We start from the raw sequence: 17,943 nt of genomic DNA on the forward strand, positions 1-17,943 counted from the left end.
AGAAGTTTTAATTATGATGAAATACACTCCGATCATGATCGCTAAATGACAACAATTAAAAATCAAATTACTAAAAACGATGATATTTATCTGTTTATACTTATAAGTTTTTTCACATAAAAGTATTGACCCTAACCCGCTGTTATATAAAAAAACCTCTAATATTTTTACATAATAACTCAAATATAATAAATCTGATATATTCAAACTCATTATATACAAATTTTAAGCTACAAAATTTCACATGTATTGATGGAGTAAGCAACGCATTTATGTAATTAATTATTTAAGGATAAAATTAAGGAAATAATCCTGGATTAAGATTAATGATTTCTAGATATCTAGATAAATAATTTCAAGGTTTACTAACTATGTAAACAGATTAGGAGTCTCTTAGTAAAACTAAGTGTATGATGATCTACTAATTGACATTCACTAAGATGCAAAAACATAACCTATAGAAGTGAAAATAAAAAAAACATCTATATGAATATTTATAATTCTAGATTATTAATCTATTGTGCTAACTATTAATCGATCATCTTATTTTTATAAAAAACTTTTTAAAATGTTTACTGCATTGCTATCTAACTTAGTTGTTTTAACGTTGGCACAGTTAGATATTAAGAGAAGTGGTATAGATTTTAAGAGGATTAAGCGCATATAATACGTAATCCTGAAGCAAGATTTCTTCTCAGTATTATTGATTTAAACTACACAATAGAGATGTCCTACGTAAGAGAGGTTAATTTAGATGAATATCACTCAATGTTTACCACAACGACCATATCTGCTTCGAGCATTCTATGAATGGTTAACTGACAATCAACTTACACCGCATTTAGTCGTAAATGTTACATTTCCTGAGGTTGTTGTTCCGGTGGGATTTGCTCATGACGGAAAAATTATATTAAATATTGCACCATGTGCTATCAGCAACTTAAATTTAGGTAATAAAGAGATACATTTTAACGCACGATTTAATCGTGTTCTACACCCTATATCAATACCAACGGCAGCAATACTGGCCATCTATGCGCGAGAAAATGGTATAGGAACTATGTTTGATTCTAAACTAGCCTACAATCAAATAACCAATGCAAATCTTAACATGAAAGCAACATCAGACACAAGTAAGCGTTTGTCATTATTCGAATGCAATAAATTAGATAATGTTCAATCTACTAATCTTAAAGATAAACTCCATCAATCAGCTCTCACTACTAAACACCCAACATTAAGAGTAGTTAAATAAAATTTATCATATTATTAAATAGATATACCGGTCTACATCAAATCAGATTATCGTAATTTTTATTAAAAATCTGATTTGATAAATAAAAACATAACCTTTATTTAGATGAAAATAAGCATCCTTATAACATCATCTATACCGATTTATCGAATCATGATAATAGGTGTGCCACCTTATTCGTCACGTAAGTGCAAGTTGCTTTAAATATAGATAAAAATTTTACGTGGCATACTAAATTCATATCTATTAGCATCAACAAACATACAAAAATAAAATGACTTATTTTTTTATTATTTTCAAAAGAAATATCATTGCTTTATATATCATGAATGTTTATACGATTTTTGATTTTAATCAAAATCACCACGCCTAAAAAATTGCTTACTATTAACCTACTATTCACAATAGTATATTTATAGTTAAAATTTTCATAACATAGAACAACTAAATCTTCCTTTATGAAGAAGGAAAGAGAACCAGCACTATGATAAAAAGCTAGTAATACAAAATTGTAAATTTAACTTAAATGCTTCTAAACATAAATCTACTTAGCAAAATGCTAAGATATATCATGGATTGTTTTGTTTCTATAACAATAGGAAAATTGTAAACAAGCTAATGCATGGTTTTGATTAGAATCATATTCTAGCGAAAAATAGATTCTCTCATATTTTAAAATTATTTTTTTCTTAATTTTTTTTATGTTTTTTTTAAAACATTATCCCCAATTAGTTGTTTTGTATGGCAAGATTAAAAGTTATATCTATAAAATAAAGAAAGTTAGGTAAATTCCCCAAAAAAAACATCTTAATAATATGCATTTTTATTTAGTAAGAATGATTTAGGTATACCTACAAACACTAGTCAGTGGCTTGATGCATTGAGATGTTTTCTATCTATTATAGATGGTGCTAAACTTATAAAGATGTTTGATTCAGAATAGAAACCAGTTGAGAACTGTGTATAATAAAAATTATCTTTTTTTATATTCTCTCACGTAACATTGAAATAACGTTACTCTATACAACCTTGATTTATTGATAACAGTTGAAACTATATATTACTGTTTATCAACACACATACGTCAATAAATATTTTTGATAAAAGAAAGGCAATGCATGTATCCCACTAAAAACAAAGTAAAAAAAGCAGTAATTCCAGTAGCTGGATTAGGGACCCGCATGTTACCAGCGACAAAAGCTATTCCAAAAGAAATGCTACCCTTGGTAGACAAGCCCCTCATTCAATATGTAGTTAATGAATGTGTTGCATCTAACCTTAATGAAATTATTTTAGTAACACACTCATCTAAAAACTCCATTGAAAATCATTTTGATACTAGCTTTGAGCTAGAAACTATGTTAGAAAAACGTGTCAAGCGTCAACTTCTAGAAGAAATTCAAGCAATTTGTCCTCCACATGTTACAATTATGCACATTCGTCAAGGGTTAACCAAGGGATTAGGTCATGCAATATTGTGCGCGCAACCTCTTGTCGGAAACGAACCAGTTGCAATTATTTTACCTGATGTGATTATCAATGAATATGCCTCAAATCTAAAGACAGAAAATCTATCAGCAATGTTAAAACGATTTGAAGATACCGGATGTAGTCAAATTCTAGTTAAACCCGTTAAAGATGTTAGTAACTATGGGGTGATTGATTGGCAAGGTAACACTATCAACCCAGGAGAAAGCGTAAAAATATTGGGTATTATTGAAAAACCGTCTCGAGAAGAAACCCCATCAAATTTATCAGTAGTGGGCCGCTACGTCCTTTCTGCGCATATTTGGGAAATCTTGAAAACAACACCACCAAGATCTGGTAATGAAATCCAATTAACCGATGCTATTGCAATGCTAATATGCAAAGAAAATGTAGAAGGTTATCATTTAATCGGACTTAGACATGATTGCGGAAACAAGTTAGGTTATATGAAAGCATTCGTAGAATATGCTTTGTGTCATAAAACTCTTGGAAAAAAATTTAAAAAATGGATAACGAATACAGCATTAAAACAATAATTGGTATTATTCGATATACTCAAATGTTCGCTTGCTATTGCACAGTAGTATACTATGTATAAATATATGTTACACATTACACTCACAACACACATTAAAATAAAAAAATTTGCATATTTTTGGTATGTTTAAGCAAAAAAAAAGATTAGATATCTATCTACGCACATTAGCAGTGCTTTGTTCTCTTAAATATAAATTTTTAATTTTCTATATTTAATAGCAAAATAGATATTGTTTATTGTGATATACGTAAAATCAAGATGTCAACAATTAATTGCTAATCAATAAATCAAAAAAAAATAATTTTTATTGAAATATAAAATATTTTACTGTATGATAAAAATCAAGTTAACTTTTAAACTAAAGAGCTATAGATTTTTCAATGAAGTAGAAGTGGAAAGTAAAAAAAATGGAATAATTATAGTATTATAAAAACTAGAAGCTAATATTGAAAAAAAGGCATAGTAGATTCAAAAAAAAACCATAAAATTATCTACTTTATCTTTATGAAGTAATAATAATATTGTTGCTACATTTATCTTAATTTTAATGTATAAATATCAATAAAATATCGTAAAAAAACAAAACTATAAACACTTAAGATGTTAACTTCTATTACAATATATTCGTAAATAAACAGCGTTGCTTCTTTTTTTTATCAGTTATATTTATTTAATAAATATCACTTAACGTGATCGACATGAAAAAACTTAAGTCATAAAAGATAAAAAGTTTTTCTCTACAAATTAGAGAAAATTAATTATTAACAGTGATCAAGTAAAACAAACCACGTTTATCAGATTTATTTTATCGGATAACAATTAAATTTAGATGTTTATGACAATTCAACGTATTAATATAAAACATTAATAACATACCAAATAAAATTATATAATCTAACATATTAATTAATATCTAATATTTTTATTTAAGAACCTAAATCAAGCAATGCATTCTTTTAATTAAAAATGCAATTTTTTAAAAATATTAAAAATATAAACACATTCTTTATAAGAAATAAGAATCTGGTTGAACATGCCTGCATTATCTATGGTAAAACCATAGTAGGTATAGGATGTTTTTTAAATTTTCTCTATCCCACATCTTTCTTATCATGAATCTTTTCTTTCGATTTTACATTTTAGAAAAAAAGCTTACTTATAAAGACTTATTTGCTAAACTTAATAAAAAAAAGGAAATACACTGATCCGAAAACCGGCGACATCTGATTATGAAAATCACTACTCAGTAGTAATACAAACATACAAACATACAAACATAATATCTCAAAAAAAATAATAACATAAAGAATGACTACACTATAAATTTTACATAAGACCTCAAATAGATTGAAAATAAGTTAAGAACATGATATTATATTGAGTTTTAACAAACTATATTGTGAGGTCAATGGATGGACATCAACACCAACACTATTAGATGATAATAGTATCGCACATAATCTTCCTTAATAGGCCCTTTTAGAGATACTTGAAAAATCTAGATTCGGGGTGCTCTTAAGTTGACTGAAAAGTGGTTAAATAGAAAAACTTTTATCAATACTAATTTTTAAGGAAAAGAAAAAAATTATGTCGAATACAATAATAGTGTTGATTTAAAAACTTAGATTCCAATGATTCGAATAACTTTACCGCAATCCGATTATTATACTTTATAAATAGCGCTAACTAACTTTAAGGGTAATTATTTTGACTGTTAATATACATCTAGATTTCGATAACACCAATAAGCTGCTTACTTTAATTTTTTATTAAATTTTACAAGAAATTAAATATTCGTCTTCTTGATTTGTATGGTGGTACGCTATGTAATTTTATTCCAAATAAATAATTTGCTACTCTAGCTGTGCTTAAAAAGCATCGTTCTCCATTCGAGAACAAGACAAAAAATTTTAAAAATTATTTTAAAATCAATGATATACTTTCTGAAAAAAATATAATTTGTATTTTGTTATAACAGTTCTAAAAAAAATAAGCAATCACTAAAAACCGCAGTAAGAAACTGCAGCATTAATTCATGTTATTACACGTGGAGTTATATAAACAAATCATGATAAAAAGGATTTTATGGAAACATCGAAAACCTTAACACAATCTCGATGACAACCTACTCAATTAAAGTATAATGTATAATTTTTTCTCTTTATTGAAAACGCTCAATTGCAAGTAAAAGGGATGATTCATAAAATTCGGTATCTTTCGAAAGCAAACGATTCTTACTTAACAAGATTATCTAGACTGGATTTTAAATTAACAATCTCCAATCATATATCTTATTCATGATACTTATCATCGATGTTTTTAATAAAATATTAAAAATAGAAGTAATTTATATTGGTTTAAAATACTATATCTAAAATAGATGCGGTTTCTATAGGTCTAATTCTTGCTAATCCATGTTCGCCAGATGAACAGATCCACGCCCAATAGTTTACCGAAATTGAAAAACATTGACTTCATTACTTAAAATCATTCCTCTTACAATAAAAAATATGTTATTATGGTTTTTTTAAAAATATACCTTAACGAGTTTTATCATAAAATTTTACCTAGTACATTTTTAAAATAAAATTTAAGGAAAAAGTTTTTATTGAAAAAAATATCTATTTGATAAAAATCTTTAAATTACATACACACATTTATCACCTAATGCATAAGTAAATTAAATAAAATTTAAAAAAACAAATATATCTACTATTTAAATACGATAAAAAATCGTATTTTTTCATAAATTTTTCTCTTTATTAAGAGAATCTAACTTAGATAAGAACTTTAACTTATTCGCCTATAAATAATTTATACTCTAACTACTGTTTATATCGCTTATAAGCGATATCTCATCCTAAATCACTATATATTTAATCAATCCAATAATTTATATCCATGATATATCCATCTATAAAAATGGAATAAACACATAAAACTGAATTATAAGGTACTTTCACTATATTTTTATTTAAAATAAACAAAAACAAATTAATAAGCCTATTAGCTTTTTCAGGTTTTTCGTATAGTTAAATAAAAAAATAATTTTTATTATATTCGATAATCTAGAAATATATAAAATGGATTACATGTTGAACGAACCGACTTATCTGGTGCACGATTATGAAACTTTTGGAAAAAATCCTGCTCTTGATAGACCAGCGCAATTTGCAAGTCTACGCGTAAATAAAGACTTGAGAATTCTTAGTAAACCACAAGTTTTTTTATGCTCTCCAGCCAATGATTATTTACCAGATCCGGAAGCAGTTTTAATTCATGGGATTACTCCACAACAAACTCTACGTGATGGTGTTATCGAATCAGCATTTGCTCGCCGTATTCATCAATTGTTTAATACGCCAAACACCTGCATATTAGGTTATAATAATATTAGTTTCGATGATGAGTTTAGTCGACATTTATTTTATCGTAATTTTTATGATCCTTATAGTTGGAGTTGGCAAAAAGGTAATTCTCGCTGGGATATACTTAATATAGTTCGAGCTTGCTATGCTTTGCGTCCAGAAGGAATAAAATGGCCTAGCAATGATAAAGGTCAACCTAGTTTTAGACTTGAAGATTTAACTTTAGCTAATGGAATTAAGCATTATCATGCGCATGATGCTATGAGCGATGTTTATGCTACTTTAGCAATAGCTAAACTAATACGTCAAATGCAACCAAAATTATTTGACTACTTTTATCAATATCGCCGTAAGCAGCAATTAAAATTACTTATTGATATTAGTGCTATGAAACCACTAATTTATATTTCAGCTATATTTGGACTAATACGTTCAAATATAGCTTTAGTTGCACCGCTTGCCTGGCATCCTGCAAATCCAAACGCAATTATTGTATGTGATCTTAGTGGTGATGTACAGATTCTAGCTAATTTGGATAACGATATACTTCGTTCTCGCTTATATACTAAGTATAATGACACTATGAATCATGATACTAACGCAGTCCCTTTACAGATAATTTATTTGAATAAATGTCCAGCATTAGCACCTGCTCACACCCTTCGAACACTAGATGCTGAACGTCTTGGAATTAAAATTAAACACTGTATAAATAATTTAATTTGGCTGCGAAAACAATCAGGATTAAAAGAAAAAATAATAATGTTATTTAATGAAACTAAACATTTTACATCTAGCGAAGATGTAGATGCCCAGCTATATGACGCATTTTTTAGCAGAAGCGAACGTACCTCAATGGAGTTAATTCTTTCTACTCCGCCAGAGCATATTAGATCGCTGGAGAAGTTTTTTACAGATCCGCGACTTCAGCCATTGTTGTTTCGATATCGTGCTCGTAATTTTCCATCCACCTTGAATCAAGATGAACACTTAAAGTGGTTGCAATATCGAAAAACACGTTTTAATCAAAAGATTATAGAATCTTATCTAGATAAATTAAAAATACTCTCCGTAACCCATAAAAATTGTAATAAAAAAACACACTTATTAAACAAGCTATATTTGTACGTGCATGAATACTTCATCCACTAATAAAAGTCATATTTTATAAAGTACATATTTTAATTTTTTTAAATATTTTATATATGCGTAATAGAGGTTATTGCTGTCAAACAATTTTTTTTAACATAGTAAACAATAAAATCAACGAAAAAAAATCTGAAGAAAATTTTTTCTGATGAGGTACTGTTTAGTTTGTTTACAAAACCATTTTTTTAAATAATAAGCATTATCATTCGCAGGATTTTTTAAAAAAATTAAATTTTTAAATAAAATTTAAGCTAATTTTATCTAAAATTCTTGATAAGAGTATTAATATGAAATTTTTGGAATCTCGCTATATGCTGTAAAAAAAATAGAAGGTACTACAAGGTTAACTAATCATTCTATAAAAAATCTACCAGTATAATTAGTGTGATAACTTTCTTTTTATCTATTCTTTTGGATGAGAAATACATTTATTCAATAAAATTAATCGTGATTTTAATGTTAAACGTATAAACAATAAACTATTATTGCATATTTTAATATTTTTTATTTCAATTACTTAGTCGTAATTTCCTAATTTATAGAAACCACGGTTCGACATTTTTTATTTATATCACTCAATCAGTTTAAATTATATACATAAAATAATATTATTTATTATTTTATGTATAAAAAAACACTTTATAATGATTTTTTTTAATTTTAGTGCATTATTAATTAGTAAGTAATTTTGTACTTGTTATCAAAATCATTTTTATATAAATTATATTTTGAGTGTATTATATTAAATAATGTAATAAAAATTACAAAAACTGTATATAATATTAAAACACTTAAGTATACTTTAGTAAATAAAATATATTTTATCTTAACTATTTTATTCATCATTACATGTTTTTCAACCTCAAAATTTTTGAATTTATCAGTATTATTTGGATTACTTTATAATGATCTAATATCAGCAATAAAAATAATTTATATTGCAAATAACAAAAAAAATTGTACAACTTATAAAAATTTTTAATTAATATCGTTGATCAATAATTCTTATAAAGATTTATTTTTTAGAAAAAAGCAGTAGATGAGTAAATGTATAAGACAAACTATGTACTAATTCACATACCATAAATTAATCAGCATTGACACTTACTGTAATATTTATACGTAAATACAAAACCACGATTTGCTCAACTTCAATAAATCAAAACTATCAAAATCTCGATAGTGTTATCAATAACGTTTCTAACATACGATAGCATCGTGATTTATATATCAGTGAATAGAAATAGTGTTTTTCTTTAAAAACAAATATAAATTTTAATTTTATCAGCCATAATAAACTATTAAAAAATACATTAAAAAAACACTCCCTATTTATTGATGTTTATCATTTAAAATAAGAAACTTCAAAAGTAATTTTTTTTATTTTAAAAAAAACTTATAAAATAATGTCTAAGTTGTCAAAATTATGATTTTTCAGAGACCGAAAATTGTAAATATGATAAAATTTTTAATAAAAAGTATTATTAAATAATAACAAAGCCATTTAAAAAACGATACATATTTATGTAATGATAAATAGTTTTCAATTTAAAAGTTTTTATAAAAAGGTATATTACATCGCGATAAAAATAAAATGATATTTTGATTTTGTTGAATCCTAAGAAATTTCTCTAATAAGTATGTTTTTATAATCAGTTAAATCCAATATATAAACTCACAAGTTATTGACATTTTTTTTGAAATACAAAAAACTCAGCCTATCCTAATTTGTCACAAGTTTTGAACTCGTATTATTTAACTTTAGAGTTAATATAATCTAGTAGCAAGTAATCAATCAATACGATAGTTAGTAAAAACATAGAAAATTTACAGATACATCAAGCAGGCTAGTGCTTCCTCGGAGTTTCTGATTTTACTAAAAACTCTGATGGAAGCGTTACGTAACTACAAATGTAAAAAAATATTGAATACAAGAAAATGTATTACAATTGAAACTCGCTCAAATCTTCACTATGAACTGTAGAATCAATCTGACCAACAAGATAGGAACTAACTTCTACTTCTTGTGGAGCTACTTGAACATTATCTGACACAAGCCAGGAATTAATCCAAGGAATAGGATTCGAACATGTAGAAAATGGTAACTCTAAACCTACTGCCTGCATTCGAATATTTGTTATATATTCCACATACTGACATAATATCTCTTCATTTAATCCAACCATAGAACCATCTTGAAATAAGTATTTAGCCCATTCTTTTTCCTGTTTTGCTGCTAGCAAAAATAAATTATAGCTTTCTTTTTGACATTGTCTGGCAATTTCAGCCATTTTAGGGTCATCTGCACCGGATTGCATTAAGTTAAGGATATGTTGCGTTCCAGTTAAATGTAAAGATTCATCTCGAGCTATCAGTCTAATAATTTTTGCATTACCTTCCATCAACTCTCTTTCAGCAAAAGCGAAAGAACAAGCAAAGCTGACGTAGAATCGAATTGCTTCTAAGGCGTTCACGCTCATCAGACAAAGATAAAGCTTTTTTTTAAGTGCATCTAAGGTAACTAAGACGTGCTTGCCGTTAATAACATGATCTCCTTCACCAAGAAGGTGGTAATAACTTGTTAACTGAATTAGTTCATCATAATAGCTAGAAATATCCTTCGCACGTTTTAATATTTCTTTATTAGTAACAATATCATCGAAAATTATCGATGGATTATTAACAATATTACGAATGATATGTGTATAAGAACGCGAATGTATAGTTTCAGAAAAAGCCCACGTTTCTATCCAAATTTCTAATTCTGGTATAGACGTTAAAGGTAATAATGCAACATTTGGACTACGACCTTGTATAGAATCTAATAACGTTTGATATTTGAGATTGCTAATAAAAATATGTTTTTCGTGTTCTAAGAGAGCGTGATAATCTATTCGATCCCGCGATACATCAACTTCTTCAGGGCGCCAGAAAAATGATAATTGTGTTTCAATTAACTTTTCAAATATATCGTATTTTTGCTGATCAAATCGAGAAACATTTACTGACTGCCCGAAAAACATTGGTTCTAAGAGTTGATTATTTTTAACTTCTGAAAAGGTTGTATAGACCATATTAGCTCCCGTTATATACGAAAGGTATTTTTATTTTTCTGTATTATATTAACATTAAATCTTGCAAGCACCACTTTCGCAATCATCTTTTTGAATTAGCTGCTTGTCTTCTGCACGGTCTCTCGTATTTTGATAATATAGGGTTTTTATTCCCACTTTATATGCGGTAAGCAAATCTCTTAATAGCTGCTTCATTGGTACCTTATCGGTTGGAAATCGGGATGGATCATAATTAGTATTAGCAGAAATCGCCTGATCTATGAATTTCTGCATCACACCGACCAAATGCAGATATCCATCATTATTTGGCATCTCCCATAAAAATTCATAAGATTTTTTAAGAGAAATAGATGCTGGCACTACCTGACGTAAAATACCGTCCTTTGACGCTTTAACGCTAACTAAACCACGTGGAGGTTCAATACCATTTGTAGCATTGGAAATCTGTGAAGACGTTTCTGAAGGCATTACTGCCGAAAGAGTAGAATTACGTAAACCATACTGCTTAATATCCACACGAAGCGCTTCCCAATCATAATGTAATGGTTCACTCACAATACAGTCGATGTCTTTTTTGTATGTATCAACTGGAAGCAGACCCTGAGCATAAGTTGTTTCATTAAACCATGGACAAGCACCACGCTCACGCGCTAAATCATTAGATGCTTTTAAAAGATAATATTGAATAGCTTCAAATGTGCGATGAGTTAAATTATTGGCGCTACCGTCAGAGTATCTCACTCCATTCTCAGCTAAATAGTACGCAAAATTGATTACACCGATACCAAGGGTACGACGCCCCATAGCACCCCTCTTCGCAGCAGGAACAGGGTAATCCTGATAATCAAGAAGTGCATCAAGAGCACGTACCGTCAATGTAGCTAACTCTTTTAACTCTTCAAGACTATCGATAGCTCCAAGATTAAAAGCAGACAAAGTGCAAAGAGCGATTTCACCGTTATCATCATTTACATCTTCTAGAGGCTTGGTGGGTAATGCGATTTCTAAGCATAAATTAGACTGCCGAATCGGTGCTACTAAGGGATCAAATGGACTATGAGTGTTACAATGATCAACGTTTTGTACATAGATACGACCAGTAGAAGCCCTTTCCTGCATCATTAATGAAAATAGTTCTACTGCTTTAATTTGATGTTGACGAATACAAGAATCTTGTTCGTATAAAGTGTACAGTCGCTCAAATTCACACTGGTCTGCAAAGAAAGCATCGTATAACCCAGGCACGTCAGATGGACTAAATAATGTGATATACTTTCCTTGAAGTAAGCGTTGATACATCAATTTATTCAGCTGAACTCCATAATCTATATGACGCACTCGATTAGCTTCTACACCACGATTGTTTTTAAGAACTAAAAGACTTTCAATTTCTAAATGCCAAATGGGATAAAATAAAGTGGCGGCACCACCACGCACTCCACCTTGAGAACAAGATTTTACTGCACTTTGAAAATATTTGTAGAAGGGAATGCAACCAGTATGGAGCGCTTCCCCACCGCGAATTGGGCTCCCTAAAGCACGTATACGACCAGCATTAATTCCTATTCCTGCGCGTTGGGATACATATTTTACAATTGCACTCGCAGTAGCGTTAATAGAATTAAGACTATCACTACATTCGATGAGAACGCAAGAGCTGAACTGACGAGTAGGTGTACGTACACCAGACATAATAGGTGTTGGCAAGGATATCTTAAAGGTTGAAACCGCATCATAAAAACGTTTTATATAATCTAATCGGGTTGTAGACGGATAACTAGAAAACAAACATGCTGCAACTAGTATATATAAAAACTGAGCACTTTCATAAATTTCTCCAGTAACCCTATTTTGTGCAAGATATTTTCCTTCTAATTGTTTAACGGCAGCATAAGAAAAATTCATATCACGCCAATGATCAATAAATCCATCCATTTCCTCTAATTCTTCAGCACTATAGTCTATTAACAAATGTTTATCATATTTCCCCATTGCAACAAGAAGCGACACATGGTCGTAGAGTTTTGGTGGATTAAACTGGCCATAAGCTTTTTTACGTAAATAAAAAACAGCTAACCGAGCGGCTACATACTGATAATCTGGCGACTCACATGAAATTAAATCCGCAGCAGCTTTAATAATAGTTTTATGAATATCTGCGGTTTTAATACCATCGTAGAACTGAATATGAGATCGCACTTCCACTTGAGAAACGAGAACATTTTTTAATCCCTCAGTTGCCCAGTGGATCACTCGGTGGATTTTATTAAGGTTAATGCTTTCTTTACGTCCATCGCGCTTTGTTACGAGCAACCTCTGGTTCATCACGAAAGTATACCCTATCTAAAAGTGACCCCCTTAACTACTTAAGCTCACACTGAGGCTTAATAGTAACTTATCATGAAATACATGACTATTATGAGGTCTTTTGTAAAGTTTGAGGACAAGATAGTGACAAAATCTGCACAATGCAAGTGAGTAACTTTCTTACTTTTTAGCACAGCAATGGATATAAAAGATAATAATGCAAGAAAATAGTTATTACGAGATATTGGTTGATAAAAAAAGAGAAACCGGTAGGTTTTTACACTATTCAAGTAGACTCACATATTATCTTAATATATTTTTTTAAACAAAAAAATAGAGATTTTAGTTGTTATTCGCTTTAAATTACTTAAATCTAGAATATCTAGTTAACTAGATATTTTATGAAAATCTTCTTAAAATAATGTACAGTTTGTCTATTTTACTTGTTGATCACAAAATCACACTGATAGTAGGAATCAATATCATTAGTTGTTTTGTTTTAATTTTCTTTCAATATTCTTTATTGAGCAATTATACAATTTACATTGTATCTAATGATTTTAATAATTTAGTGTTAATTGATATATATAAAAGTATTTTTCTATTTGATGCTTAGCAACACATTCTGTATTTTTTATAATAATATTATTGTAATATCTTTTCTTTATTCCTATCAATTTTATTCAGTGATAAATTTTATTGAGTTATGAATATATAAATAATCTAAAAAAATATCTTAAATCAAAGAAAAATTTAATATAATATCTTTAATTCACAATAAAATTAAAAAATTCATATTAGTCAAGTTTTATTAAAATTACTCTTGTTCTGTTTATATCTATATTTTTGTTATTTTAAAATAATGATTTATCATAAAATGGATACCTAACCATTAACTCATATCAATAAAAATATCAAGAACGATAAATGTTAAAGATGATATTAATGTGTTTACACATTACAATAAAATTATATAGAAAAAAAATGACTATCTCATGAGAGTCTTTATTAGTAAATAAGCTATTTATCTAAAAAAAAAATAAACTCTAACGATAATTTTATTACTCTGACGAGTGGTTTATGTCGAAAATTTTAAATGATATTGCTTATGTAATAGACATTGTCTATAGTTAAACGGTATAATGAAATTTATAGCGTCTAAAATCTTGAGGAGTGACTAGGAACAACATTTCTAAACTTATTGTATACTAACTTAAAAATAGATATGACAATAAAACACTTCAAATCTTTTCTGTAGGAAAAGACAAATAAATCAATTATTCATGTCTAAATAATGTTGAATCTAATAAATAAAATACTATACCCGTAAAAATAACGAATATTTTTTTAAAAAAAATATTAAGTTCTTATCTTTTCTAATTATTGCATAGAATTAATTTGAGCAATTAAATTTGATTTATAACGTGCCGCTTTATTTTTATGAATTAAACCTTTACTTGATTGACGATCAACAATTGGTTGCATTATAAAAAATGCAGCCATTGCAGCTTCTTTATCACCAGTGGCTATAGCTGCATAAACTTTTTTAACAAATGTCCGCATCATAGAACGCCGACTTGAATTGTGTTGGCGAAATTTTTCGGATTGAATAGCACGCTTCTTAGCTGATTTTATATTAGCCACAATGTAACCCTTAAAATTATTTTCTACTATCAAGTAGTTTAAATTTTTATTAATTATATCTTATTTTTTTCTTTTGTCAAAAAATCTTCTTTAAATTTGGCACGAGTTATATATGTATAACCAATATTTAAATATTAAACATAAAGTTTTTATTAAAATAAAAAAAACAAATCATTCTCCAATTAAAATTCATCATTTTATTTTATAAAAACATAATTTAATGTTACAACAACTATTGTAATTAACGTTTGATTTTTTCAGAACAAAACCCTTAACAATATTACGTTTTTTAATAAACACTATCGTAATTATCCAACAATCAACCACTATATGCTTTATTTATTAATTTAAATCTACAGTGATAATAAAATATTCTATTTGAATGTTATTTTTCATCTTGATAAATGAATTTATGAGGAAAGAAATTACTTCTTTTAAATTCTCATTCATATATAGTATTCATTACTTTAGTATATTGGAGTAATAACTTGTATTTATTTTTCATATTTTAGAATAAAACGCATTTTTATCCTAGTCATGATTATAGAAATGTTTCTTAACCGTTTTGTATAAACTTTATTTAGAATAAAAAATCTTAACTTTAGTCGTGTTTCTTACATAAAACAACTATAATAAACAACCTCATTGATCATATTTTATACGATTTATAGTTAGGTTCTATCTTATTTAAACACACTTCTATCATAGTCTTGCTTATGTTGATATTTGATAATATTATTAAACTTTTTTGTGTTCAACGACGAAGCTATAAATCTGATTTATACTGATCATTTATATTAATTTTAATTTTTTTCTAATTTTCTTTTTCGCAGGAAATTAGAAAGCAATCTTAATTTCACCTCTGATTTAAATTAAATTCATTAGTAGTAATTTTGTTTTTTTACATTAGGTATTTTAGATGATAAAATATTTATTGCACTTGCTTGTTTAGGTAAAATATTTTGCCATGATTAGAAGCTTTAAAATAAATGAAAATAAGAAATTATTTAGTAATGAAGTTACTTTAAATCAATATCTTTAAAAAATAAAGACATATCGACGTATAAAATGTATTGGTAAACACATAAAATATTATCAACATCCAAATTTACCACTTAAGCTTTCAAGTATCACCATACTTAGTTTTCACTCAGCAATGTAAAGAGTTGTTTGATTTTAATTTGTACGTTTATAAATCTTATATTAATTTTTTTAATTTAGAGAAGTTTTCTTAATAACATTTTTATATTTTCTAAATAAAAAAAAACAAGTTCTATATTAAATTAACGACTTTCTCATATTAAAGTTGCATGTCTATACAATTAAAAACAATCAGAATTGAAGATATGTAAAAACAGATATTTAATAAAAGTATTAAAAATATAAAGCCCCAAGGTGATCGGTACATAATTAAAGAAAACATCTACAATAGAGTTGTTAGTACTACCTATTGAAAGATTAGTTTTAATCAATATCATTTTAATAATTAATTATATTAACACATAGTTAAAAAAATACTGATTAATAAAAACATTAAACTATGGCTTTTAATATTAACATAAACCGAGTTGAATTAGATTATTATATTTATAATAAAATACAGATGAAATAATTATTCTTTTTTTTAAAAGCTATATACTAAAAATATTTGATCGTCCCCAATTATTTCCGTAAATATTTACGGGAAAAATAACCATAATAAAATACTCTACTTATAAATACAAAATAATTTCTATTACAAAGTTTACTATTTAACTTAATTTACATACATGAAAAGATTGCTTGTGAGGTTTCTTTAAAATAAAAATATTAAATTAAGAATTATTACCTACACCATAGATTTCTTTTATTTGCTTTTTATAATTCAGTGAATATATGTTGCATATATGTTATGTATAATTTTTGATTTCTCTTTTACGATTTTTTGTTCTTATCATAACAGTAAACTTAAGAAGTTTTCTTGATAACCACGATGGTTTATTAATACATTTTAGGTTTAATACAATATCTCTGACGTTGTCAAACTGATAGCATCGTTATACTTAAAAAAATTTATATTCTTAATAAAGTGTTTCTATTAGTTAATATATATCTTATGGCAATAGAAAGTCTACATTAAGTCTATATATTTTATTGTATACTAATATCATAGATAAAGTTTTATCAGAATTAGAATAATATACTTTATCTGTTTTACTTTAATAGGAACTATTGGTAATAAACATTAGTGATAAGTATTTTTTCTTTTGCTATCTCAAGAATTTTTGGACTAACACTAATTTCTTTTAAGTTATAACCTAATCTAAGCAACAATGACACTGCATGACAACGCATCACACCAAAAAAAATACTTTTACAATAAAGTGCTGGTGTAAAAAACATCATTTACGATTTATTAAAACAGATTAGCAGTCATACATTATTCTACAACTAATCCTTCTATATCAAAGAAAAACAAGCGCTTCCTCTGCTGTACTATGATCTAAACAACCACGGATTAACGCTTGATCTAATCTATCATTATATTTAATGCCAACTAGTATAAGAGGATTTCTTTCTAGACGTATAAGAAGGAGTCTGCAAACGCACTTCACCCTGTTGCCATCAATATATCGAAATGGACGGATTGGAAACTATACAAATTGGAGAACCAAAATCTTTAAAACAATAGCCTCACCACCTTTATCACGACTGATTAATACTTTTGAGAATACCATTATTCAAATCTTATACAACTACAAGCATCTCCTCAAGTAAATCTTGACGATCGAAAAAATACAAATAATAACTTATTTACCTCAAAAAGTCAGTCGCTTTAAATTAAAATTTAAAAATGAAATTATTCGATCTGATCTGTCGTATAAACTATCTCCAAAATGGGTTGTACAATCAGTTATCAGTATTTTTTTTTGGAAGTCTATTTTAAAAATGTATATTTTTTATGAACAACTTTTAATAAATTAATTAGATAGAAAGAAAAGGTAATTTAATCTTTTTTCATCTTAAATTTATAAAAACACACATTATTTCTACCCTACGTATGTCAGTACATTCATTAATGTATATTTATAAAATCCTTTCAATAAATCTCTATTGTTATATTTACGTTAATAACCAGGT

General features: G+C 27.4%; 8 protein-coding genes. 3 read left to right on the forward strand and 5 right to left on the reverse strand.

The window, feature by feature from the left end:
• The first annotated feature begins 754 nt into the window (after positions 1-754).
• From A35E_RS02570 to sbcB, 3 genes are all read left to right on the forward strand, one after another.
• A complete protein-coding gene (locus A35E_RS02570) occupies positions 755-1,255 on the forward strand; it encodes a ClpXP protease specificity-enhancing factor (RefSeq protein WP_014889127.1) in 501 nt (166 codons plus the stop codon).
• 1,118 nt (positions 1,256-2,373) lie between these two features.
• A complete protein-coding gene (gene galU, locus A35E_RS02575; RefSeq protein WP_014889128.1) occupies positions 2,374-3,279 on the forward strand; it encodes a UTP--glucose-1-phosphate uridylyltransferase GalU in 906 nt (301 codons plus the stop codon).
• A 3,085-nt stretch (positions 3,280-6,364) separates the two neighbouring features.
• The gene (gene sbcB / locus A35E_RS02580; RefSeq protein ID WP_014889129.1) at positions 6,365-7,801 is read left to right on the forward strand and encodes an exodeoxyribonuclease I; all 1,437 of its coding nucleotides are present in this window, start codon (positions 6,365-6,367) and stop codon (positions 7,799-7,801) included.
• Between the two features lie 1,940 nt (positions 7,802-9,741).
• On the opposite strand, the gene nrdB is transcribed toward sbcB, so the two are convergent.
• The 5 genes from nrdB to A35E_RS03250 all read right to left on the reverse strand — a co-directional run bounded on the left by nrdB (position 9,742) and on the right by A35E_RS03250 (position 17,417).
• Complete coding sequence (gene nrdB / locus A35E_RS02585) at positions 9,742-10,872, reverse strand: class Ia ribonucleoside-diphosphate reductase subunit beta (protein ID WP_014889130.1); 1,131 nt, start codon at positions 10,870-10,872, stop codon at positions 9,742-9,744.
• Positions 10,873-10,926: 54 nt separating this feature from the next.
• Positions 10,927-13,197, reverse strand: coding sequence for a class 1a ribonucleoside-diphosphate reductase subunit alpha (gene nrdA, locus A35E_RS02590; protein ID WP_044105143.1), 2,271 nt, complete (start codon positions 13,195-13,197; stop codon positions 10,927-10,929).
• 1,362 nt (positions 13,198-14,559) lie between these two features.
• Entirely contained in the window at positions 14,560-14,823 is a 264-nt protein-coding gene (gene rpsT, locus A35E_RS02595) for a 30S ribosomal protein S20 (protein ID WP_014889132.1), read from the reverse strand.
• 2,208 nt (positions 14,824-17,031) lie between these two features.
• Positions 17,032-17,208, reverse strand: a complete 177-nt coding sequence (locus A35E_RS03245; protein ID WP_014889133.1) for a hypothetical protein — start codon at positions 17,206-17,208, stop codon at positions 17,032-17,034.
• A gap of 59 nt (positions 17,209-17,267) precedes the next feature.
• Entirely contained in the window at positions 17,268-17,417 is a 150-nt protein-coding gene (locus A35E_RS03250; RefSeq protein ID WP_160142538.1) for a hypothetical protein, read from the reverse strand.
• Positions 17,418-17,943: the final 526 nt, after the last annotated feature.

Source organism: secondary endosymbiont of Heteropsylla cubana (genome assembly GCF_000287355.1).
In the GTDB taxonomy this organism is placed as follows: Bacteria; Pseudomonadota; Gammaproteobacteria; order Enterobacterales; family Enterobacteriaceae.